22 protein-coding genes and 1 pseudogene are annotated in these 21,301 nt (G+C 65.3%); 17 read left to right on the top strand and 6 right to left on the bottom strand.

Annotated elements, in window-relative coordinates:
• From EJI01_RS21855 to EJI01_RS28855, 3 genes are all read left to right on the top strand, one after another.
• Window positions 1-402 carry a hypothetical protein gene (locus tag EJI01_RS21855; protein ID WP_260602580.1) on the top strand — a complete coding sequence of 134 codons (402 nt, stop codon included), beginning with the start codon at window positions 1-3 and terminating at the stop codon, window positions 400-402.
• Window positions 399-521: a hypothetical protein gene (locus EJI01_RS29395; RefSeq protein ID WP_260602579.1), complete on the top strand. Its 123-nt coding sequence runs from the start codon at window positions 399-401 to the stop codon at window positions 519-521. Before EJI01_RS21855 ends, EJI01_RS29395 begins: the two co-directional genes overlap by 4 nt.
• A 133-nt stretch (window positions 522-654) precedes the next feature.
• Window positions 655-915, top strand: coding sequence for a hypothetical protein (locus tag EJI01_RS28855; RefSeq protein ID WP_185879007.1), 261 nt, complete (start codon window positions 655-657; stop codon window positions 913-915).
• 18 nt (window positions 916-933) lie between these two features.
• Here EJI01_RS28855 and EJI01_RS21845 read toward each other — a convergent pair whose 3' ends face one another.
• On the bottom strand, window positions 934-1,338 hold the full coding sequence (locus EJI01_RS21845; RefSeq protein WP_260602577.1) for a winged helix-turn-helix transcriptional regulator: 405 nt from the start codon (window positions 1,336-1,338) through the stop codon (window positions 934-936).
• A 114-nt stretch (window positions 1,339-1,452) separates the two neighbouring features.
• Between EJI01_RS21845 and EJI01_RS21840 the strand changes: the two genes are divergently transcribed.
• The 5 genes from EJI01_RS21840 to EJI01_RS21820 are packed head-to-tail and all read left to right on the top strand — an operon-like array spanning window position 1,453 to window position 6,089.
• Window positions 1,453-1,974: a nuclear transport factor 2 family protein gene (locus EJI01_RS21840; RefSeq protein ID WP_126839227.1), complete on the top strand. Its 522-nt coding sequence runs from the start codon at window positions 1,453-1,455 to the stop codon at window positions 1,972-1,974.
• A 44-nt stretch (window positions 1,975-2,018) separates the two neighbouring features.
• Window positions 2,019-2,477, top strand: coding sequence for a (2Fe-2S)-binding protein (locus EJI01_RS21835; RefSeq protein WP_126839226.1), 459 nt, complete (start codon window positions 2,019-2,021; stop codon window positions 2,475-2,477).
• Between the two features lie 11 nt (window positions 2,478-2,488).
• The gene (locus EJI01_RS21830; RefSeq protein ID WP_409513973.1) at window positions 2,489-4,720 is read left to right on the top strand and encodes a molybdopterin cofactor-binding domain-containing protein; all 2,232 of its coding nucleotides are present in this window, start codon (window positions 2,489-2,491) and stop codon (window positions 4,718-4,720) included.
• Window positions 4,717-5,508 carry a formylglycine-generating enzyme family protein gene (locus EJI01_RS21825; protein ID WP_126839225.1) on the top strand — a complete coding sequence of 264 codons (792 nt, stop codon included), beginning with the start codon at window positions 4,717-4,719 and terminating at the stop codon, window positions 5,506-5,508. Before EJI01_RS21830 ends, EJI01_RS21825 begins: the two co-directional genes overlap by 4 nt.
• Window positions 5,505-6,089: a histidine phosphatase family protein gene (locus EJI01_RS21820; protein ID WP_260602576.1), complete on the top strand. Its 585-nt coding sequence runs from the start codon at window positions 5,505-5,507 to the stop codon at window positions 6,087-6,089. Before EJI01_RS21825 ends, EJI01_RS21820 begins: the two co-directional genes overlap by 4 nt.
• Before the next feature lie 585 nt (window positions 6,090-6,674).
• On the opposite strand, the gene EJI01_RS21810 is transcribed toward EJI01_RS21820, so the two are convergent.
• The gene (locus EJI01_RS21810) at window positions 6,675-7,535 is read right to left on the bottom strand and encodes an alpha/beta fold hydrolase (protein ID WP_126839224.1); all 861 of its coding nucleotides are present in this window, start codon (window positions 7,533-7,535) and stop codon (window positions 6,675-6,677) included.
• Between the two features lie 43 nt (window positions 7,536-7,578).
• The gene (locus tag EJI01_RS21805; RefSeq protein WP_185879006.1) at window positions 7,579-8,469 is read right to left on the bottom strand and encodes an NAD(P)H-binding protein; all 891 of its coding nucleotides are present in this window, start codon (window positions 8,467-8,469) and stop codon (window positions 7,579-7,581) included.
• Window positions 8,470-8,579: 110 nt separating this feature from the next.
• On the opposite strand from EJI01_RS21805, the gene EJI01_RS21800 reads away from it, so the two are divergent.
• Window positions 8,580-9,485 carry a LysR family transcriptional regulator gene (locus tag EJI01_RS21800; RefSeq protein WP_126839222.1) on the top strand — a complete coding sequence of 302 codons (906 nt, stop codon included), beginning with the start codon at window positions 8,580-8,582 and terminating at the stop codon, window positions 9,483-9,485.
• Here the strand turns inward: EJI01_RS21800 and EJI01_RS21795 are convergent.
• The 3 genes and pseudogenes from EJI01_RS21795 to EJI01_RS21785 form a co-directional block, all read right to left on the bottom strand.
• Window positions 9,442-9,775: pseudogene (locus EJI01_RS21795) on the bottom strand (DUF899 family protein). The gene EJI01_RS21800 and the pseudogene EJI01_RS21795 overlap by 44 nt on opposite strands.
• Entirely contained in the window at window positions 9,753-10,637 is an 885-nt protein-coding gene (locus EJI01_RS21790; protein WP_126839221.1) for an alpha/beta fold hydrolase, read from the bottom strand. Before EJI01_RS21790 ends, EJI01_RS21795 begins: the two are co-directional and overlap by 23 nt.
• Window positions 10,634-11,830, bottom strand: a complete 1,197-nt coding sequence (locus EJI01_RS21785; RefSeq protein WP_126839220.1) for an MFS transporter — start codon at window positions 11,828-11,830, stop codon at window positions 10,634-10,636. Before EJI01_RS21785 ends, EJI01_RS21790 begins: the two co-directional genes overlap by 4 nt.
• Window positions 11,831-11,878: 48 nt before the next feature.
• On the opposite strand from EJI01_RS21785, the gene EJI01_RS21780 reads away from it, so the two are divergent.
• From EJI01_RS21780 to kdpA, 8 genes are all read left to right on the top strand, one after another.
• The gene (locus EJI01_RS21780) at window positions 11,879-12,430 is read left to right on the top strand and encodes an Lrp/AsnC family transcriptional regulator (protein ID WP_126839219.1); all 552 of its coding nucleotides are present in this window, start codon (window positions 11,879-11,881) and stop codon (window positions 12,428-12,430) included.
• A 406-nt stretch (window positions 12,431-12,836) separates the two neighbouring features.
• Complete coding sequence (locus tag EJI01_RS21775; RefSeq protein WP_126839218.1) at window positions 12,837-14,168, top strand: TrkH family potassium uptake protein; 1,332 nt, start codon at window positions 12,837-12,839, stop codon at window positions 14,166-14,168.
• Complete coding sequence (locus tag EJI01_RS21770; RefSeq protein WP_126839217.1) at window positions 14,119-14,823, top strand: potassium channel family protein; 705 nt, start codon at window positions 14,119-14,121, stop codon at window positions 14,821-14,823. Before EJI01_RS21775 ends, EJI01_RS21770 begins: the two co-directional genes overlap by 50 nt.
• Before the next feature lie 153 nt (window positions 14,824-14,976).
• A complete protein-coding gene (locus tag EJI01_RS21765; RefSeq protein ID WP_126839216.1) occupies window positions 14,977-16,236 on the top strand; it encodes a glycosyltransferase in 1,260 nt (419 codons plus the stop codon).
• Between the two features lie 277 nt (window positions 16,237-16,513).
• Window positions 16,514-18,529 carry a S9 family peptidase gene (locus EJI01_RS21760; protein WP_185879005.1) on the top strand — a complete coding sequence of 672 codons (2,016 nt, stop codon included), beginning with the start codon at window positions 16,514-16,516 and terminating at the stop codon, window positions 18,527-18,529.
• Between the two features lie 352 nt (window positions 18,530-18,881).
• The gene (locus tag EJI01_RS29390; protein ID WP_312846073.1) at window positions 18,882-19,046 is read left to right on the top strand and encodes a GFA family protein; all 165 of its coding nucleotides are present in this window, start codon (window positions 18,882-18,884) and stop codon (window positions 19,044-19,046) included.
• 419 nt (window positions 19,047-19,465) lie between these two features.
• Window positions 19,466-19,564: a K(+)-transporting ATPase subunit F gene (kdpF, locus tag EJI01_RS21750; RefSeq protein WP_126839214.1), complete on the top strand. Its 99-nt coding sequence runs from the start codon at window positions 19,466-19,468 to the stop codon at window positions 19,562-19,564.
• Window position 19,565: 1 nt separating this feature from the next.
• A complete protein-coding gene (kdpA, locus tag EJI01_RS21745; RefSeq protein WP_126839213.1) occupies window positions 19,566-21,293 on the top strand; it encodes a potassium-transporting ATPase subunit KdpA in 1,728 nt (575 codons plus the stop codon).
• The last annotated feature ends 8 nt before the right edge of the window (window positions 21,294-21,301 follow it).

Here is a 21,301-nt window from a genome sequence, read left to right as displayed (position 1 = left end):
GTGGCGCGGCTGCCCGAGAAGAAGGGCGGCGGCGAATCCGCGCTGAGCGACCGGCTCGATGATCCGGAGATCATCCGCCCGTCCTTCGCGCCACCGTTCCTGATCGACGGCGACATCGTCGTCGGGCAGACCGCCGCCATCCGTCCCTACCTCGGCCCGAGGCCTGGCCCCGCGGGCGCCGGCGAAGCCGACGGCCTGTGGACGCATCAGTTGCAGCCCACCGACGTGGCGGCGGAGGCGCACGCCACGCACCGCCCGATCTCGACCGGCGCCTACTACGAAGACCAGCGCGATGCGGCCATGCAGCGCGCGCGGGCCTTCCGCGAAAAGCGCATCCGAAGAACGTGCGGAATCGTCGGTCGCCACCAAGCACTAGACACCATCTGGCGAGGCAAGAAATGACGACCGCGTTCCTGCCGGAGGCGCCAAAGCCGATGTCGGACGTCTCCAGCACCGCGGCGCTTGCGCCGCCCTCGCGAGGTGAAGTGCTGCCGATGATCCGGTATACCCTGCGCCGATGATCGCGACTTCGACCGCTATCCGCTCCGCCAGCGCTTGCGTCTTCGGCGGCAGCGGCGCGGAGGCCTCCCACAGGCCGTGCGAAAGCCGATCGCCGTTCATTGGGAAGCTTTGCATTGCTCTCGGGCGCGATTGATGAAGATCAAGATTCTGCCGGCAAAGACGGCCTTCGCTGCGTTGCGGGCATTCCGCCTCATCGATGTGCTCAAGAAGAGGCTTCACCCTTCAGGTTGCAGTGCCGCCTCGAACTGCAAAAGGCACCAGCTGCAAAAATGTCGGCGTTGTCGGAAGCACGTTGAAATCGCCGACCAGGACGACGGGCGCGCTGGTGTCGAGCAGTCGACCCGCATGAGCGATCAGCCGCTCTCCCCGCGTCTTTCAAAGGGGCCGCTCTGACCAGCAGTCAGTCGACCGTCAGCGCAGTGCGGTGTCGAACACCCGCCGTGCCATGACGATCTCCGCGTGGTGCCGCGCGGCCCAGTCGACAAGGCCTCTGAGCGGCTCCATGATCGACTGCCCTAGCACCGTCAGATCGTATTCGACGCTCGGCGGCTTGGTGGGAAGGACAGTGCGGCGCACCAAGCCATCCCGTTCCAGGTCGCGCAGTGTCTGCGTGAGCATGCGCTTGGAGATGTCGGGCACCGCACGGTGCAGCTGATTGAAGCGTTGCGTACCCGCATAGAGCGTGAGAAGCAGCAACGCCGTCCACTTGGTGCCGACGTGATCCATCACGTCGCGCACCGGACAGGGGTCCACGCCGGGCGGGCAGGGCAGCACGGCGGGCACTTCGCAGTGGTTACTTTCGAGTGTCCTGGACACGAGCGGGTAACTCCTTCTCAAGGTACGGGCAGGTCTCTACTATAGACCTCGACTCCCGTAGACCCCCTTGCCACGAAGCGAGCGATGCCGTCATTTGAATCTCCAAACCTCTTGATGCGCGCCCGCGTTGCGGCGGCAGCCGCCTTTCTCACCGCCTTGAATCTGGTACCGGCCGCCCACGCACAGGAGGCAGTCACGGGCGCTGCAGACGCAGAGAGCCTGTTCGCGAGCTCCGATCCGAAGCTGCATGCCAACAAGCAGGTGGCCTACCGGATCATTCGCGACCTGCTCGAGGCCGGCCAATGGCAGCGTGCGGACGAGTACCTGACCGAGCGCTATGTCCAGCACAACCCCAACGCAGCGTCCGGGCGCGCAGCGGTCGTGCACTACTTCGTCAGCGTCCTCAAGGTGCGGCCGCGCCCGATTCCCGCCCGCATCAAGACGCCGATCGTCGCCGTGCTGGCCGAAGGCGATCTCGTGACCGTGATGTACAGGCGCGTCGTGCGCGATCGCGGCGACCCGAATCGCACATACACGACCACGTGGTACGACACCTGGCGCATCCGGGACGGCAAGGCCGACGAACACTGGGACCCGGCGCTCAGGGGCGAGTCGCCTGATCTGTCGTCGCGCTGAGTCGACCGCCGCACGCACCGAATTTCTCTCGACCCTTCCCCACCATGACAACCTTCGAACTCAATGGCCGCAGCATTGCGGCTGCCGCGGATCCTTCCACGCCACTGCTGTGGGTGCTGCGCGACGAACTCTCGCTCACCGGCACCAAGTTCGGCTGCGGCCTCGCACAGTGCGGCGCCTGCACCGTGCACCTGGACCGGCAGGCGGTGCGCAGCTGCGTTACGCCGCTCGCCGCCGTGGCCGGCAAGCGGGTGACGACGATCGAAGCCGCGGCGCGCGACAAAGTCGGCGCGGCCGTGCAGGCGGCCTGGGTGCGCCACGACGTGGCGCAGTGCGGCTATTGCCAGAGCGGCCAGGTGATGGGTGCCACGGCCCTGCTGCAGCGGGTCAAGAAGCCGACCGACGCGCAGATCGACGAGGCCATGGCTGGCAACATCTGCCGCTGCGGCACCTACCCGCGCATCCGCGCTGCGATCCACGACGCCGCCAAGGCGCTGGCCTGAAAGGAAGCGCTGTGATCCTCAACCGCCTGACGCAGCTGTCCAGCGAGACGCACAACCACCACGTCGCGGTCACGCGGCGCGCCTTTGCCACCCTCAGCGTGGGGGGTGTGCTCGGGGTCGCATTGCTCCCGTCCGTTCGGGCGAACGGGAATGGTCAGGGCGATGGGCTGAAGCCGCACCAGATGCCCGCCGCGTTCCTGTCCATCGCGGCCGACGGGACGACCACGATCCTGTGCAACCGGCTGGACATGGGCCAGGGTGTCGAAACATCCCTCGCGATGATTTGCTGCGAGGAGCTCGACGGCGACTGGAGCCGCGTGCGCACCGGCTTCGGCAATCAGTCGCCGGCATTCGTCGACCCCGTGGCCGGCATGCACCTCACCGGCGGCTCCAACGCCGTGAAGAACAGCTTTAGCCAGTATCGCGAGCTGGGCGCACGGACGCGCGCGATGCTGCTCGCCGCAGCTGCACAGGCATGGAAAGTTCCGGTGTCTTCGCTGACCGCCGCCAATGGCGTGGTCAGCGGTGGCGGGCGCCGTGCCGGTTACGGCGAACTGTTCGCGGCTGCGATGCAGCATCCGGTGCCGCCGGAGGTGACGTTGAAGGACCCGGCCCGTTTCACGCTGCTTGGAAAGCCCACCGGGCTGAAAGCGGCTGCGGCAAAAAGCAGCGGCCGCCAGGCTTATGGCATGGACGTGCAGCTCCCCGGCATGCTGACCGCCGTGGTGCTGCGCCCGCCGGTGTTCGGCGGCAAGCCGCTCAAGGTCGACGACACCGCCGCGAGGCAGGTGCCCGGCGTGAAGGCTGTGCTGCGCGTGCCGCTGGACCGCGGCGAGGGCGTCGCGGTTATCGCCAGCGGCTACTGGGCGGCACAGCAGGGACGCAACGCCCTGCAGGTCGAATGGGACACCGCGACCGTTGACAAGGTCGACAGCGGCCGGCTGCTCGAGCAGTTCCGCACGCTCGCAGCCAGCCCGGGCAAGCCGGCGCCGCAGCCGCACTTGCGCGCCGACCTGACGCCGCTCGCCAAGGCGCCGCGCAAGCTCGTCGCCGAGCTTGTGTTTCCATACTTGAATCACGCGCAGATGGAGCCCCTGGCCTGCACGGTCGACCTGCGCGCGGACCGCTGCACGATCCACACCGCCTCTCAGATGCCGGGCATCGACGCCGCCGCTGCGGCGCGGCTCACCGGGCTGCCGGCGGAGAAGGTGGACATCGTCGTGCAGATGGGCGGCGGCGGCTTCGGGCGGCGTGGTGCGCCGACGGCCGAGTATGTGCGCGAGGCCACAGCCGTCGCGGTGGCGCTGGCAAAGAAGGGACAGGCGGCGCCGGTGAAGGTAGTGTGGAGCCGCGAAGACGACATGCGTGCCGGGTGGTACCGGCCGTTCACGCTGCACCGTGCCGAGATCGGTTTCGACGACGATGGCCGCATCCTGGCCTGGGACCACCGCATCGTCAGCCAGAGCATCGGCAGCGGCACGCCCTTCGAGGCCTATGTCGTGAAGGATGGTGTCGACGCGCTCAGTACCGAAGGCATGCGAGAGCCTTACCGGGTGCCGATGCAACTCTCGGTGCACCACCCGCAGCTCAACGTGCCGGTGCTCTGGTGGCGTTCGGTGGGTTCGACCCACACCGCCTACGCGATGGAGACGCTGATCGACGAGGTCGCGGTGGCGACGAAGCAGGACCCGGTGGCGTATCGGTTGAAGCTGATGGACGGGCATCCGAAGGCGTCGCGTCACCGGGCGGCGCTGCAGCTGGCCGTGGACAAGAGCGGCTATGGGCGCCGCACCCTGCCGGCAGGGCACGCCTGGGGCGTCGCCGTGCACGAGAGCTTCGACTCCGTGGTGGCCTACGTGGTCGAGGCGCGCATGGAAGGGAAGGGCGCCGAAAGACGGCTGGTGCTCGTGCGCGTGACGGCCGGCGTGCACTGCAACTTCTGCGTCAATCCGCGCACGGTCGAGGCGCAGGTCCAGGGCAGCGTCATGATGGCGCTCGCCACGACGATGCCCGGCCACGCGATCACGCTGAAGGACGGCGTCGTCGAGCAAGGAAACTTCCATCAGTACACGGTGCCGCGCATGCCCGACGCGCCGCGCATGGACGTGCACATCGTGCCCAGCCAGGACCCGCCCACGGGCATGGGTGAGCCGGCACTGCCGCCACTGGCGCCCGCACTGGCCAATGCGGTGGCGCGGCTGACGGGCGAGCGCCAGCGCTCGCTCCCCTTTCATTTCGCATGAGCGCGCAGCGCGCCGCCATTGCTGGCCTCGCCGCATTGGTGGCGCTGGCCGCTGGACGCGCCATGGCTGCCGGCGAAGACATCGACTGGATGCCGGTCGACTCGTTCGAGATCGCACGCACCGAGACGACGATCGGCCAGTTTCGACGTTTCGCCGACGCCACCGGCCGCGTCACCGAGGCTGAACGCGCCGGTGGCGGAACGGTCTACGAGACCGGCTGGGTCCACAAGCGGGGCTGGACCTGGCGCAATCCCTTTGGCGGCAGCTCGGCTGCCGCCGCCGACGAACCGGCGGTGCACCTGAGCTACGACGAGGCGCAGTCGTTCTGCCGCTGGGCAGGAGGCCGGCTGCCCACCGACGGCGAATGGGTGCTGGCAGCCTACACCGAAACACGGGCGAACCCGCCGACCCCGTTCGTCAGCGGGCGCCGCTACGCCTATCCCGCCGGTGACAGCCCGGCTGGAGCGCAGTGCCTCGACGATTGCGGCGCCGAGGCACAGCGCCGCGCCGTCCGCAACGGTGCCGCGCTGGCGCGCGGTCACGGCCATGCGCGCGTCTCATCCACGCCTGCGGGTGTGAACGGGCTGCACGACATGGGCGGCAATGCCTGGGAGTGGATCGGCGAGGCCAACGAGGGCGGTCCCGATACCGAACGCGCGATGCGGGGCGGGTCGTGGTGGTACGGTGCGGCACAGATGCGCGCCGACCACGTGCAACGCAAGCCTGGAGGCACCGCGGCCGTATACATCGGCTTTCGCTGCGCACGCGATCGTGGGAGGCCGCGTTGATCGGCGCGCGAGGTTTCCTGGCGGCGCGCGTGTTGCTGACCATCGCGGTCATGCTGCGCTGCGCGATGGCCCCTGCCCAGGCCGATCCAGTGTGGGGTGCGCTGCGCGATGGCGACATCGTTCTGTTCCGGCATGCCCAGGCGCCGGGAATCGGAGACCCGCCGGGAATGCGCCTGGACGATTGCAAAACCCAGCGCAACCTCGATGACACCGGTCGTCGTCAAGCACGGCGCATCGGCGAGCGATTCCGCGAGCGCGGCATCGTCGTGTCGGCCGTCGTCACTTCCGAATGGTGCCGCGCGCGGGAGACCGCGGCCTTGGCCTTCCCGGCGGTCCGGGCACAGGCCGACAGTGCGTTCAACGCCTTCTTCCTCGATCGCTCCACCGAGCGCGAGCAGACTGAGCGCGCACTGGCGCGGCTCTTGCGCTGGCGCGGGCCAGGCGTGCTCGCGGTGACCACGCACCAGTTCAACGTCAGCGCGCTGGCGGGCATCGCTCCGGCGTCCGGTGAAGGGGTGGTCGTGCGAGTCCGACAGGGCGCGTTGACGATGGTGGGCACGCTACCCGCCGACGCGCCATGACATGGACGAGCACATCGAACCCGAAACTTGCCTCGACACAGACTGCTTCGGCATCGCGACAGGTGATGGTGAGCGAGCCTGGCAGCTCACCCATTCGCAGACCTGAAGCTATTGAGACCGACGTCCTGCGCCACATTGAAAGATCCGCTGCAGAATTCCTGGCCGCCCTCCGCTGCAGCATGTCGTCCCACCGCAAGGGGCTCGACGTCAGAGATTCCACCGACTATTCACGATCAGCGCATCCTGGGTCATGACCGCAATCTGACGATGAAAAAGTCGGTCGCACTCGCTCCAAAGTGCCTGCTGATCCGGACCGGTGATGTCGACGACATCAGAAATCCGTGCAGCAGCAGCACGGCTGGCTTGGACACCTCACCTGCGGGTGAAAGACAATTCCGTACCGCAGGCAGGTGAAGTCTTTGCCGGCTCGCTGGGTTCATGCCAGAACTCCTCTCCTCGGCCGATAGATCACCCGCAGTGTTTTCGAAGGGGCAATCGTTCGCGCATCCTGGTGGCCGTGAGCAGGAGCAATGAAGGTCGATGCAAGAGCCAATGGGCCGGCGGTGTGTGTGGCGCGGAAGTTTTTCATGGCGTGGTACGCCTGATGAAGTCGAGCATGAGCGGCACGGCTGCCGCCGAGTGCGTCTCGAGCAGCAAGTGGCCGGCGTCCAAGACGTGGGCCTCCATCCTCGGCAAAGCGCGCATCCACGACAGCGTTTCGGCGAGGTCGAAGAATGCGTCATGCCTTCCCCAAATCATCAATGCAGGCGGTTGCCGGCGCGCGAGATAGTCGGCGATGGCATCGAACCGCTCGATGTAATGCCCGTAGTCCCTGAGGAGCGCTCGCTGTGTGTTCATCCGGCCGGGCAAGTTCATCACCCGCCAATCCTCTTCCCAGCGCTCGGCCGGGATCCGCGCAGCCACTTCCGATGGGACACCGGAGAGGTACTGATCGCGTGTACCCTCGAATGTCAGGTGCGCAGTCGCGGCCGCCTCGTTCTCCGGATTGGGCTGCGAATAGTAGGCCAGCACGCTATCCCATTGCGGCCCGAAACCCGTTCGATGAGCGTTGGCGTTTTGAACGATGAGGCCGAGAACTTTCTCCGGCGCCTGCATCGCGAGGTGGAAACCCACCGGCGCCCCGTAGTCATGAAGGTAGATGTAGCGCGGTCCGATCGCGAGCCGGTCCAGCAGCTCCGAGATGGCCTGACCGCAGGCGGAGAACGAGGGCGCCGGCAGGACGTCGGACTCGCCAAAGCCAGGTAGATCGGCCGCGATCACATAGGCATCTTGGGACAGCTCGGGCACGACCTCACGAAACATTTGCGAGGAATTTGGAAGTCCGTGCAGGAGCAGTACGGCGGGCTTGGATGCATCTCCTGCCGTGATGAAGGCCAACTCCGTGCCGCCAGACAAGCGAAGTCGTCGTCGGGTTGCTGGGTTCATGTCTGAACTCCTCTCAGTGACCGATTGCCTGCGCACGACCACCTCAGGTCTTCTCAAAGGCGGCTCTGAAGACCGTGGCCGCGAAATGCGCGAGCGTCGTCGGGGTGATCTCTGTAGGACCGTTATCGTACTCACCATCGAGGCGCCCTGTGGAGAAGGCCGCGCTCATCTCCTCTAGCTGCGCGGCGACGCTCGCGGAGAAGCCCTGCTGCATCAGCGCTGTCTTGCCTTGTTGCGGATCGGATTGGACGTATGCGAGGTTTGGCTTGTCGATGGCCGCGCCGAGCAGCGCTGTCACTTCTCTCATTGTGTAAAGGCTTGGTGCGCGCAGATGGAGCACGCGCTTGCCCTTGCCTGAGGGCGTGCTCAACTCGCGCGCTACGACTTGCGCGATGTCGGCGGTCGCCACCATCGGTAGCGGTGAATCGGGCGCAATCATGTCCGCATACGCGCCGATCGTCCGGATCATCTCTATCGCGATCAGGTGGTTCTCGAAGAAGTGGCCGGGTCGCAAGTGCAGCACGTCCACACCGGCGAGTTCGTCCAGGCGCCGCTCCTGCCGATGCAGGCCGGCGATCGGTCCGGTCCCCGAGTTCAAACGCGCTCCGACGCTGCTCAGATTCACGACGCGTTCCACGCCGGCCACAGCGACTGCGCGCACGATGGCATTGCTCAGTCGATCTTGCTGGGCCGCCATGTCGTGCGCTGCGTAGTCGGTCGGGATCATCGTGTAGACGGCCGTGGCGCCGGCGAATGCGTGGGCCAGGAAGCCTGCATCGCCGATGTCGCCAGCCGCGATGTCCGCATCCGCAGCCTTGAGGGCGGCGAGCGACCTCGCGTTGCGACCGACAACGCGGACTGCGGTCCCTTGTGCGAGCAGCAGTGCTGCGACTTTGGAAGTGACGTTGCCGTTGGAGCCGAGGAGCACGTACATGGCAGTTCCATTCATTGGTGAGGTTGCGATGGGTGCCATGGTGCGCGTCGCGATTGTTTCCAGAAAGCGCCTGCGAGAGAATTCATTGTCCAGTTCTGGAGAACGATCGCATGAAGGCTCCTGCCATCTCCCTTGGCCGCCTGGCGGCCTTCGCTGCAGTCGCCGAGGCGGGATCCTTCACTGCCGCTGCCGAACGCCTGAACATGACCAAGTCCGCAGTCAGCCAGGCGGTCGCGGTGCTCGAGCGGGAGTTGGGTGCCCAGTTGTTGCAGCGATCCACACGCAAGCTCGCGATCACCGAAGCAGGGGAGGCATTTCTCTCCGACTGCCGTGCGCTGCTGGCCGGCGTCGAGGCTGCGATGGAGCGGGCACGCACCGGCCGCGCGCAGCCATCGGGGACGCTGCGGCTTACCAGCCCGCAGGGATCAGCCGGCATGGTCGCCGGCTGGATCGCGACGTATCGAGAACGCTATCCCGCGATGCGCGTCGACTATGTGCCAACGGACCGCAAGCTCGACCTTATCGCCGAGCACTTTGATCTCGCGATCCGCATCGGACCGATGGCTGATTCCGGACTTCGCGCGGTCGTGCTGGAGGAGGTCGGGGTTTGGATCGTCGCGGCCGCCAGCTACCTTGCTCGGCATGGCACTCCGCGCAAGCCTGCGGAGCTTGCGCATCACGAGTGGGTCGCGCTGTCGCTGCTGCCCGCTCCGTGGTCGATCGATTTCGCGCGCGGCGGACGCAAGGTGCGCGTGAAGCTGCGCGGGTCGATATCAGTGGCGAGTACTGACGCGGTGCTTCAACTGGTGATCCAGGGCGCAGGCATCTCTGCCTTTCCGGGTACGGCAGATCTGCGCGGTGAGGTGGAGGCGGGGCGCCTCGTTCGTCTCTTTCCTGGCTGGACGACGGGGCGCATGTTTCTCTACGCGGCGTATCCGGGCAGCATCGCTGCTCCCGCAAAGACGCGCGCCTTCATCGACCTCGCGAAGGAAGCGGTGCGATCTCCAACTCCATAGGGGACACGGAAGGGGCGATGAGCGGCGCGTTCGTGCTCCAGATGCCGAACGAGCAGCCGACACATCCGCGCTCCTCGCCGGGACCAAACACGAAGTGCTTGACGATCAGTTGGCTGCACCCATCGAAGAGATCGGCGCGCGTTGACCCAGGGCAGCGCACCTCGCTGCGCACTGATCTGGTCGCGCAGACGAGCGAATTCCTTCTCTCGCTGCAGCAGTTCTTTTCGAGCGATCAGCCACTCGTCTTCAGATGCGATCCTTGGGTGCTCACGGGTACTTGGGGCGGCCATGTGACACGCTCCTTTGATTGATGCTCGTGTGTGCAACGACGGCGCCGATGATCGTGTCCCAGTCAGCCCGGTGCAGTTCGTGACCGCCGCCGTCGATGCGGACGACTTTCGTGCCGGGGACTGCCTTCGACAGAGCGATCCCGTGTTCGAACGGAAACACAGGATCCGCGGTCCCGTGAATGACCAGCAACGGCACGCGCATTTCTTGCAACCGGCGCTTCGACACTTCACTCATCAGTGCGCCGTGATTCGTCGCGCTCAGGTAGCCGCCTGCGCGGTCATAGTCCCGTTCGATAAACGCTCTAACTTGCGCTTCGTCGAACGGGTGCGCGGTGCTCGCGGTCATGCGCGCGTCGTCCACCATGAAAGCGATCACCTGGGTACGGTCTGACCAATCCACTTTCTCGCTAGTTGTCGCCTGATGCTCCACCCAGGCTTTGCCGCTCGCGGGAAGCAGGGAACTGTCCGCCCCAACGGGCGTGCTGCTGATTGCCGTCAACGACAGGACGCGTGACGGGTATCCGACGGCAGCAAGCTGACCGATCATGCCGCCGAGAGACATACCGATGAGGTGAGCGCCTGCAATGCCGAACTCATCGAGCACGCCGATCGCATCTTTGACGAAATCGTCGAGAGCGTAGGCAGGCTTGCCAAGCGGATATTTCGTCGAATGGCCCGTGTCACGCTGGTCATAGCGAATGACATACCGGTTGTGGCCCGCCAATCTCTTGCAGAACTCGTCGGGCCACCACAGCATCGAAGCCATCCCGCCCATGATCATAAGCAGCGGCGGATGCGCCGGATCACCGAATGCTTCGGCTGCGAGTTCGGCCCCATTCGTGCGGATCATTCGCTCGGTCATGCTCTTGCCCCCAATCCATTCTCCGCCCGTGAGCGCGTCGCCAGCGCCGCCACCAGCATCAACGCCGCCGCCGCCGTCGGCAGCGCTGCAAAGCCGAAGGCGGTGTAGATAGGGCCGAATGCCATCGTTCCGGCGAACACGGCGAGATAGGTCACGGCGCTGTTGAGCCCCATGATGTTGCTCCGCTGGACTGGATCGATTGCAGCCAGACGCAACACCAGCGCATTCAGTCCGAAATGGTTAATCAGGCCCCAGGCGAATACGACCGTTAGCAGCGCCGCGAAGGTTCCACTGGCGGCAGCGAAGGCCAGATAGACCAGGGCGGCCGACGCAAACGCAGTACTCAGGGCGCGGTGTGCGCCTATCCTGTCGATCACCGAGTCGAGCAACGCCGCGGCGCCGAATCCAACACCATAGGCGAGGGCGGCCACGCCATTGGCGCTGACCGGCCGGTGAAGGCCGCTGTGCAGGTGGTCTCCGAGATAGCCGTAAGTGCCGTAGAACGCGATCGAGAACGAACCGCTGGCAATGAGGAGCGGCACGACGCCGGGAATCTTCAACGCGACGATGGGCGAATGCGTGGCGCGCTGCCCGGAGGGGTCTCGGTAGCCGCTGAAGGAAATGGCCGCGGCCGCGACGAGGGCGAGCAGCGCAACAGCGGCGTAGACGACCCGCCAATGAACCAGATCCGCCAACGCGGCCGACAGCGAGACACCAGCCACCATGCTGAGCGTCCAGCCGGTCAGCACGACACCCAGGGTCTCGCCGGTGCGGCCGTGCGGCGCAACGGCGGCGGCGAGCGCGTAGATAGACGGAATTGCAATTCCCGAAGCAAGCCCCGCGAGCAACTGCGCGGCGATGAGCGCAGCCACGGTCGGTGCGGCGGAGCTCGAGGCCAGCGCCACCGCGAGGATGAAAAGCGCGGCCCGCAACATGCGACGTGCGCCAAAGCGGTCGATGAATCGGGCGAGCAGCAAGGCGCCGAGCGCCGTGCCCACGCCGAAGGCGGCTGCAGCGGTCATTACCGTCTGGGTCGAAGCTGCGAATGACCGCGCGACCTCGGGAGCGATCGGCGCGAGCAACAGCGAATTCGATCCGATCACTGCGACTGATCCGGTGAGCAGCCACGCGATCGCCGGGATCGATCCACGCGCCGGCGAGGCCGTTTCCCCTGATTGAACTGAATTCGTCATAAGCGCACGATATCGAAATCACCTTCGGCTTCAATAGGAATTCATCTGATGTCACGAAATACAGATGGCGTTCGGCAGAACGCTACGACGGGATACGAGATCGACGACTTCGACCGAAAAATATTAAGCGTTCTGGTCGAGGATGCGACCGTCAGTTACGCCGAACTTGGCCAACGCGTCGGTCTCTCGGCACCAGCCGTGCATGAGCGCGCGAAGCGGCTCAGGCGCTCGGGAGCAATCCGGCGCACTTCGGCGTTGATCGATCCGACCGCCATGGGCAAGCCTCTGCTTGCTTTCATTCATGTCGACACGACGGGCTGGTGCAAGTCGCAAGCGCTGCTCGCGATCGAGCGCTTCCCCGAGGTCGAAGAAATACACTCGGTCACTGGCGACACCTGCTTGTTGCTCAAGGTACGCGCCGGGAGCACGCAAGCGCTGGAGGGGTTGCTCGCCCACCTCTACGCCACGCCGGGCGTGTCCGCGACCCGCAGCTATGTCGCGCTGTCGACCCAGCTGGAGCGGCCGGTGCAGCCCGGTGTCACGGAGTCATGGCCTCTGCGTGAGAAGTTGGACCGCGCAGGCGCGGAGCCATCTCCCTAAGACGAAATAGGATCGGATTTCTCTCGGCGACTGCCTTCGTCAAGCACACAGATTCGCGTTGACGTCGTGCTGACCGAATCGGGGATCCTTGATTGCCCCGCTTGCAGACGTTCTTGTCGATGGCCGAATCTTGAACAGTAGTTGTCGGCGCTCGGAGTCGAGCTTTCGATGACAAGCGATTCGCGGCACGACAGCTTGATGAAACAGGCTGCGCCCTCACGGCGACTTCATCCTATGGAGCGCTGGCGGTACTTCACCTGGCACTCAGAGGCAGAGGCCCGACAGGCGTGCATACTCACGGTCCGCTCGCCACCCTGACAGGCCGCATTCGCCCGGAAGCGACGGCCATTGAACGCATGTACAAAACAGCACCACCCGACGCAGCAAACCGCTTCAGCGAGAAGGCGTGACAACAAGACTATCGCACCCCTCGTCGGTGCTCGTCCTTGCGTTTCTCACGGTGATATGCCTCGGGACTGTGCTACTGATGCTTCCTGCATCCCACGCCGCAGGCGAAAGTGCTCCGTGGCTGACAGCCCTCTTCACGGCCACATCTGCCGTCTGCGTCACCGGACTGGTCGTTGTAGATACCGGAACTTACTGGTCGGGCTTTGGGCAGGCCGTCATCCTGGGACTGTTCCAGCTCGGAGGCTTCGGCATGATGACCTCTGCGACGCTCCTTGGCTTGCTCGTCAATCGGCAGCTGCGCCTTCGATCGAGGCTATTGCTTCAGGCAGAGACGCGCTCGCTCGGCTTGGGGGACGTCAAGAGCATCGCGAAGCTGGTCTTGCTTGTGACTGTTGTCGTCGAACTCGTCATCGCGCTGGTTCTCAGCGCCAGGTTCGCCGTCGGCTATGGCATGGGTTGGAGTGAAGCTTTGTGGCACGGCATGTTTCATGCTGTGTCGGCCTTCAACAACGCCGGGTTCTCCACTTGGAGCGACAGTGTCGTCAGATTTGTGCAGGACGTCTGGGTGTTGGGACCTTTGATGTTCGCCATCATCGTCGGCGGCCTTGGATTCCCGGTGCTGTACGAGACGATCGTCCGGCGCGAGCGTCGCCAGGCGAAGTCTATCCACACCATATTGACCATCTGGGGCACTGTCTTCCTTGTCGTGGGTGGCGCCCTGCTTCTTCTGCTGGCCGAATCGGGGAACAAGGCGACGCTCGGATCCCTCGATTGGCCCACTCGCTTGCTTGCCGCCACTTTCACTTCCGTTTCTGCGCGGACCGCCGGTTTCAATGCCTTGGACATCGGGAGCCTGAGCGTGGAGTCGCTGAATCTGCACTTCCTGTTGATGTTCATCGGCGGCGGTAGCGCCGGAACAGCTGGCGGCGTCAAGGTCACGACGTTCTTCGTCCTCTTGCTTGTGGTGTGGAATGAGATTCGCGGACATCAAGACGTGGAGTTCCAAGGACGGCGCATCTCCACGACGGTCCAACGACAGGCACTGACAATCCTCGTGCTCAGCGCGGGTGCCATCGTTCTCGCCACCCTCGCCCTTGTGCCGATGACCTCACTACCCTATGAGAAGGTGCTTTTCGAGGTCATCTCCGCTTTTGCCACTGTCGGATTGTCAACAGGCATCACCGCCGAGTTGCCGCCAGCGGGCCAATTCATTCTTGTTGTCCTGATGTTCACAGGACGTGTCGGTGTTGTCACATTGGCCGCGGCGATGGCCGTGAACTATGCGCGGCGCGCCTATCGATATCCTGAGGAGAAGCCAATTGTTGGGTAGAACTAGTACGGACAGTGTGGTCGTGATCGGGCTTGGCAGGTTCGGCTCTGGTGTGGCGCGAGCACTTGCGGAGTTAGGCCACGACGTGCTGGCGATCGACACGAACGCTGAGGCGGTTCAGGAACACGCCGGTGCTCTGGGCCATGTAGTACAGGCAGACGCAACGGACCTGGAGTCGCTTAAGCAACTGGGAGTACCCGACTTCAAGCATGCTGTGGTCAGCATCGGTCAGAACCTCGAGGCGAGCGTTCTCACGGTGCTGAACCTGAGCCAGATGGGTATCAAGGACATCTGGGCGAAGGCAAACAACCAGCAGCATGGCAGGATTGCTGAGCGAGTGGGCGCCCATCATGTGGTCTACCCGGAGTCGGACATGGGCCGGCGTGTCGCGCATCTGGTGACGGGCAAGATGATCGACTTCATCGAGTTCGAAGATGGTTTCGGGATCGCAAAGACGAGGGCCCCGCGCGAGACGCACGGCAAGCCGCTTTCCGAGTCGGCTGTGCGAACCAGACACGGCGTCACAGTGGTCGGCATCAAGCGAAGCCACCAGGACTTTCTCTACGCGAGGGAGGACACGGTTGTAAAAGCTGGCGATCTTCTGATTGTCTCGGGTCCTACCGAAGCCGTGGAGCGCTTCGCCGCGCGTGTTTGATGGTGCCTTGCACCGACACCGCATGGCGGCCAGAAGCGATCGCCAGGACCAGGACGCCGGCCCGGAACCCGAAGACAACCTCACGCGCTTCTGCCATATCGATCTTGTCAGGCAGAGCCCGGCACGCCACTGCGCTACTGCAGATCCCAATCGATGAGAATTTCTATCCATACGCTTGGAACGCGCGGCGACGTCCAGCCGTATGTCGCACTCGCAGTGGGCCTGCAGCGCGCGGGCCACCAAGTGCTTCTCGCCGCACCGGCCCAGTTCTCGGACTTCGCGGCAAGCCATGGCATCGGTTTCGCTGCGCTCCCTCCTGAATTCCTCCAACTGCTGAACGACCCGGAGTTCAAGGCTGCTGCGGCGGGTGGAGCGGGCCCAGGTTTCATCCTGAAGCTGCTGAAGCGGTTCAAGCCGATGATGGGCGGCTTGCTCGACGCCGAATGGGCGGCCGCGAACTCGTTTCGCCCCAATGTCATGGTCCATCATCCGAAGGCGCTGGGTGCTCCTCGCATCGCCGAACACTTGGGCATTGCGGCCATCCTTGCTTCGCCGCTCCCCGGTTTTACGCCCACATCGGCATTTCCGACACCGCTGCTCCCGTTCGCCAACCTGGGGCCGCTGAATGCGCTGAGCCATACGCTGACAGCTCGCTCGTCGACGCTGCTTTTCGGCGGCATGCTGCGCGCTTGGCAACGCAGTACCCTCGGCTCCGGGCGCTCGGTGCGGCGCATTTCTCGCAGCAGCGCTACGCTGTACGGCTACAGCGCGTCGGTAGTTCCTGTTCCGAGCGAATGGGGCAGCGACGTTCTCGTTAGCGGCTATTGGTTTCTGGACGACAGCCGCTGGCAACCGCCGCCAGCGCTGGCGTCGTTCCTGGCGGCGGGGTCGCCGCCTGTCTACGTGGGATTTGGAAGCATGCCCCTGGCGGATGCGGCGGCCACGACCGAACTGGTCGTGGCCGCGCTGAACAGCTCGGGTCGGCGCGGAGTGCTGGCCGCCGGCTGGGGCGGCCTGGGCGGTCGAACTCTCCCCGCGAGCGTGCATCTGCTCGACAGCGCACCGCACGATCAGCTTTTTCCGCTGATGTCGGCGGTTGTGCATCACGGCGGCGCGGGCACGACGGCGGCAGGACTACGGGCTGGCAAGCCGACTGTGATTTGTCCATTCTTCGGAGACCAGCCCTTCTGGGGGCGCCGCGTCGCGGAGCTCGGTGCTGGTCCGCCCCCGCTGCCCGCCAGGCATTTGTCTTCACAGCGGCTGGCCGCTGCACTCGATACCGCAGATGACCCTGGTATTCGCGCGAATGCAAGGCAGCTGGGAGAGAAAATCTCGGCAGAGCGCGGAGTTGACGCGGCAGTGGCGTTCATTGAGGCCCGCAGCGGAAAATTCCCAAGCGCCGGACGCCGATGATTGTCTACCGCGGGTCTGGCAATGGCATGCCAAAGTACAGCTCATCTCCAGAATACGGCGCCAACAGTCATTCGTCGGTCAAGGCTCGCTCTCCTGCCTTGGCGGCGAACTTGGTTTGGCGCAGCGTTTCCCGCAATGCTCTCGTTGATCCGAAGCAACGGCCTCGCAGCGGGCCATGATGTGCCGACGGCTGTTTGGCGTGCCCGGGAGGGAACATGTCGCGCAATGCGAGACCGATACACTGCGCCCACTTTTTTCTGGCTTCAGTGAGTCCGCCATGCCCTTCACCTGTCGACGCGTCTCGCACCTTGCTGCGCTCTGGGCCGCCTGCCTCGGCATCGCCTCGGCCGCCGAAGCGCCGACGCCCCGCACGATTCCGCTGGAAGCCTTCGCAACGCTGCCCGCGATCCAGCAGCCCAGGCTGTCGCCCGATGGGCGCAGCGTCGTGCTGGTGCAGAACATGGACGGCAAGAGCTATGTGGTGGTGACAAGCTTCGGCGCCAAGCCCAAGGTCGTGCTCCACACCGACAACCACAAATACACCTTGACCTGGGTGCGCTGGGCCGGCAATGAGCGCTTGCTCATCGGCGCCCGCTATCCGGAGGAGCGGCGCGGCATACGCGCGGTCGAGACGCGGCTGATCGCGATCGATCGCGATGGTGGCAACCTCAAGGGCGACCTTACGAACGCTTTGAGGCGCGGCTTCCTCGAGCGACCGACGTACCTGCCGCAGTTTCAGGATCGCATCATCGGCACAGTTCCGGGCGAGCCCGACACCGTGCTTCTCGCCTTCGCCTCCAAAGCGCCCGGACAACCGGACGTCTATCGTCTCGACGTCCGCAGTGGCAGGTCGCAGCTGGTGCAGCATCACCTTGGCGGCGTACACCACTGGATGGCCGACGCACAGGGCGAGGTGCGCCTCGGAATCGGTGCGATCGGAACGACGCAGCGTGTGCTGGTCAAGCCTCCGGCCTCGGCGGGGCGCTCGCCAGAATGGATCACGCTTGTCAGCCACGACGTTCTCGACGCCGCCCAGGCGCGCGTGCGGGCGCTGACACCGCTGGGTTTCGATGCCGATCCGCGATTCCTCTACGCCCTCGCTCCCGTCGACGGACGCGACGCACTGGTGCGCCTCGATCTGCAGGACCCCGCCTTTCCGCGGGAAACGCTGCTGGCCGATGCCCGCTTCGACGTACGCGGTGCCCTCCTGCGCGATCCGTCGACGCAGCGCGTCGTGGGGATCGACTACATCACCGACGTGCGGCGCTCGCTCTACTGGGACGACGCAACCAGCCGCCGGCAAGAACTGCTGGACCGCGCATTGCCCGGGCGCAGCAATCGCGTCGTCAGCAGCGATGAGGGCGGGCAGCGCAGCATCGTGCTGTCGGTCCAGGACGCGCGGCCTGGCCAATATTTCTTCATGGATTGGACCGATGGCCGTCCCGCACACCTTGGCGACATCCAGCCGGAGCTGGAGAAGCAGCCGCTGGCAACGCCGAGACGCATCACGCTGCGCAGCCGCGACGGCCTGCTGCTGGAAGGCAACCTGACTCTGCCGCCGGTCGACGAAGCGAACGCTGCCGCCGGTGCGCAGCCCTCGAAACCCCTGCCCGCCATCCTGCTGCCGCATGGTGGCCCCGCTGCAGCCTACGCCACCTGGTCGCAGTTCTTCGCCAGCCGGGGCTGGGCCGTGCTGCAGCTCAACTTCCGCGGCGCGAAGGGCTACGGCCAAGACTTCCGCGAAGCCGGCCGCCGCCGCTGGGGTCTCGAGATGCAGGACGACCTCGCCGACGGCCGGCGCTGGCTGGTCGGCCAGGGCATCGCCGATACGAAGCGTGTCTGCATCGTCGGAAGCGGCTTCGGTGGCTATGCGGCGCTCATGGGAGCGGTCAAGGACCAGGCGCTCTACCGTTGCGTGGTCAGTTTCGCGGGCCCCACGGACCTGCGCGACCTGCTCGGCCACGCACAGCGCTTCCTGGGCTACGAGCTGGGCGCGGAGGCGGAGATCGGCACCTGGTGGGGCGACCGAGAACAGCTGCGCCAAACTTCCCCGGCCCTGCGCGCCGCCGAGATCCGCATTCCGGTGCTGCTGATGCACGGCGCCAACGACCTCACCGTTCCGGTCGAGCAATCGCGCGACATGGCCGACGCACTTAAGAAGGCGAACCATGCTGACGCGCGCTACGTCGAACTGCCGCTGGGCGACCATGGCCTCAGCCGCCAGGAAGACAGGACGCGCGTGCTCACCGAGATGGTGCGCTTCCTCGCAAGGCATTTGGACGATGGGAGATAGCAGGCGAGCAGCGATCCGGTACGTAGAGGCCCCGCAGCGAGCGCCACGACGACCGGACAAACCGGCGAGTGGGAAGCTGCGCGCTCGTCGGCCCCGCCTGCCGCCCTAGTGGCCCGATCTACCAAGGCCCGCTCTGCTGCACGTTCAGGCAGAGCGCTCGATGTCCAGGCGACGTTGCGGGTGTGCAGCCGCCGGCTCAGACGCTGATCTTTTCCAGGGCCTGCCAATCGAAGTCGATTCCGTGACCTGACCTGTTTGGCGCGATCGCCATGCCTTCTTCGATCCGCAACGGCTCGGCGACATACTGGTCCAGTCGAATCCATGGGCCTGCCACTGCAAGTTCTGCCAGCGAATGACGGGTGCAACGTCATACGCAGAGTCAATGTATCCGGTAGACGCGGTTCAGTTCTCGGGCGAGCCGATGGCACGGTACTCGCACAGATCGGAAAGTAGTTCAAAGCAGGTGCATGTTCACTTCTGCACCAAGTGCGGCACCACGATCACTCTCACGTTTTGAGCGCTGGCCCGAGTACCGTGCGATCTGCGGATTCAACCGGTCGATGCAACGATTTGGCTGAACATCTCAGCCGGTGTGCGGAAGTCGAGAGCTTTCCTTGCCGCTCTTGATGCCGCGCGAGCCAGCGGTAGAAGGCGTCGCCGACCGCAAACTCCTGGACGAAAGAAGGCTTGCGCCCTGCAGGGTCCGAGGAAAGCCGGCACGCGGAGAAGTCGGTGTTTTTTACGCTTTCTTTACGCCGCCCAATGCACTCTATCGCCCGTTTTTACGCAACCGTGCGGACACTGACTGCATTGTTTCTCGATGCAGGAGTAGTGAATGGACTTCATATGGATCGCCCTCATCGCGGCGCTGTGGGTCTTGATGGCCGAAGCCGTGCTCGGGTTGTGCAAGCTCGACGCACCCGAGGGAGAGCGCACGTGATGGGCCTCGATGCTCTCTATGGCTTCGCAGGCCTCATCGCCGTGATCCTGTTCGCGTATCTGGTGTTCGCGCTGATCTGCGCCGAGGAATTCTGAGATGGACAGCTCGGCCTGGCGCCTGCTGGCCCTCTACCTCGTTGTGCTGGGCCTCTTGGCCTGGCCGCTCGGCCGCTACCTCGCGGCGCTGTGCGAGGGCCGGCTGCCGCGCTGGATGCTGCGCGTCGAAGCGCCGCTCTACAAGCTCGCCGGCGTCTCGCCCGAGCAGTCGATGCACTGGCGCAGCTATGCGCTGGGCCTGCTGGCCTTCAATGCCGTCGGTGCGCTCGCTGTCTACGGCCTGCAGCGGCTGCAGGCCGTGCTTCCGCTCAACCCGGCCGGCATGGGCGCCGTGCCGCCCGACTCGGCCTTCAACACCGCGGTCAGCTTCGTCTCCAACACCAACTGGCAGGGCTATGCCGGCGAATCGACAATGAGCTACCTCACGCAGATGCTGGGGCTCACGGTCCAGAACTTCCTCTCGGCCGCCACCGGCATGGCGGTGGCCTTCGCGCTGGCGCGCGGCTTTGCGGCGCGCCGCACGGACGGCAAGGGTTCCGTCGGCAACTTCTGGGTCGATGTCACGCGCATCACCGCCTGGCTGCTGTTGCCGATCTCCTTTGCGATCGCCATGGTGTTCGCGGGCCAGGGCGTGATCCAGAACTTCGACGCCTACAAGACGGTCACCACCGTCGAAGCCAGCGCGAGCAGCGCCACGCAGATGCTCCCGATGGGCCCGGTCGCTTCGCAGGAAGCGATCAAGGTACTGGGCACCAACGGCGGCGGCTTCTTCAACGCCAACTCGGCGCACCCGTACGAGAACCCCACGGCGCTCGCCAACTTCGTGCAGATGATCGCAATCTTCCTGATTCCGGCGGCGCTGTGCTTCGCCTTCGGCCGCGTGGTCGGCGACCAGCGGCAGGGGTGGGCGATCCTCGCCGCGATGACCCTGATGTTCGTGCTCGCGGTGGTCACCGTCATTCCGGCCGAGCAGGCCGGCAATCCGCTCCTGCCGCCGCTCGGCGTCGATCAGGCCGCGAGCGCATGGCAGGCCGGCGGCAACATGGAAGGCAAGGAAGTGCGCTTCGGCATCAGCGCTTCTGCGCTGTTCGCGGCCATCACCACGGCCGCCTCCTGCGGCGCGGTGATTTCTATGCACGACTCCTTCACGCCGCTGGGCGGCATGGTGCCGCTGGTGTTGATGCAGCTCGGCGAAGTGGTGTTCGGCGGCGTCGGCACCGGGCTCTACGGCATGCTGATCTTCGCGGTCCTCGCGGTCTTCATCGCCGGCCTGATGATCGGCCGCACGCCCGAGTACCTGGGCAAGAAGATCGAGGTGCACGAGATGAAGCTGACCTCGATCGCGATCCTGGTCACGCCGATCCTGGTGCTGGCAGGCACCGCGCTCGCGGTCGGCATGGGAGCCGGCCGCGCGGGCATCGCCAACCCCGGCGCCCATGGCTTCTCCGAGATCCTCTATGCGTTGAGCTCGGCCGGCAACAACAACGGCAGCGCCTTCGCAGGCCTGTCGGCCAACACGCCTTTCTACAACGCGCTGCTCGCGGTCGCGATGTGGTTCGGCCGCTTCGGCGTGATCGTGCCGGTGCTCGCCATTGCGGGTTCGCTGGCCGCCAAGAAGCGCCTGCCGGTCACGGCCGGCACCATGCCCACGCACGGCCCGCTGTTCGTGACGCTCTTGATCGGCACCGTGCTGCTGGTGGGCTTGCTCAACTATGTGCCGGCGCTTGCGCTCGGCCCGGTCGTCGAACACCTGATGCTGTGGAAATGAGACCGCAG

This window comes from Variovorax sp. MHTC-1, from assembly GCF_003984645.1.
Taxonomy (GTDB): domain Bacteria; phylum Pseudomonadota; class Gammaproteobacteria; order Burkholderiales; family Burkholderiaceae_C; genus Variovorax.
The sequence above is the reverse complement of the archived record's forward strand: the minus strand, read 5'-3'. Positions and strand labels throughout refer to the sequence as shown.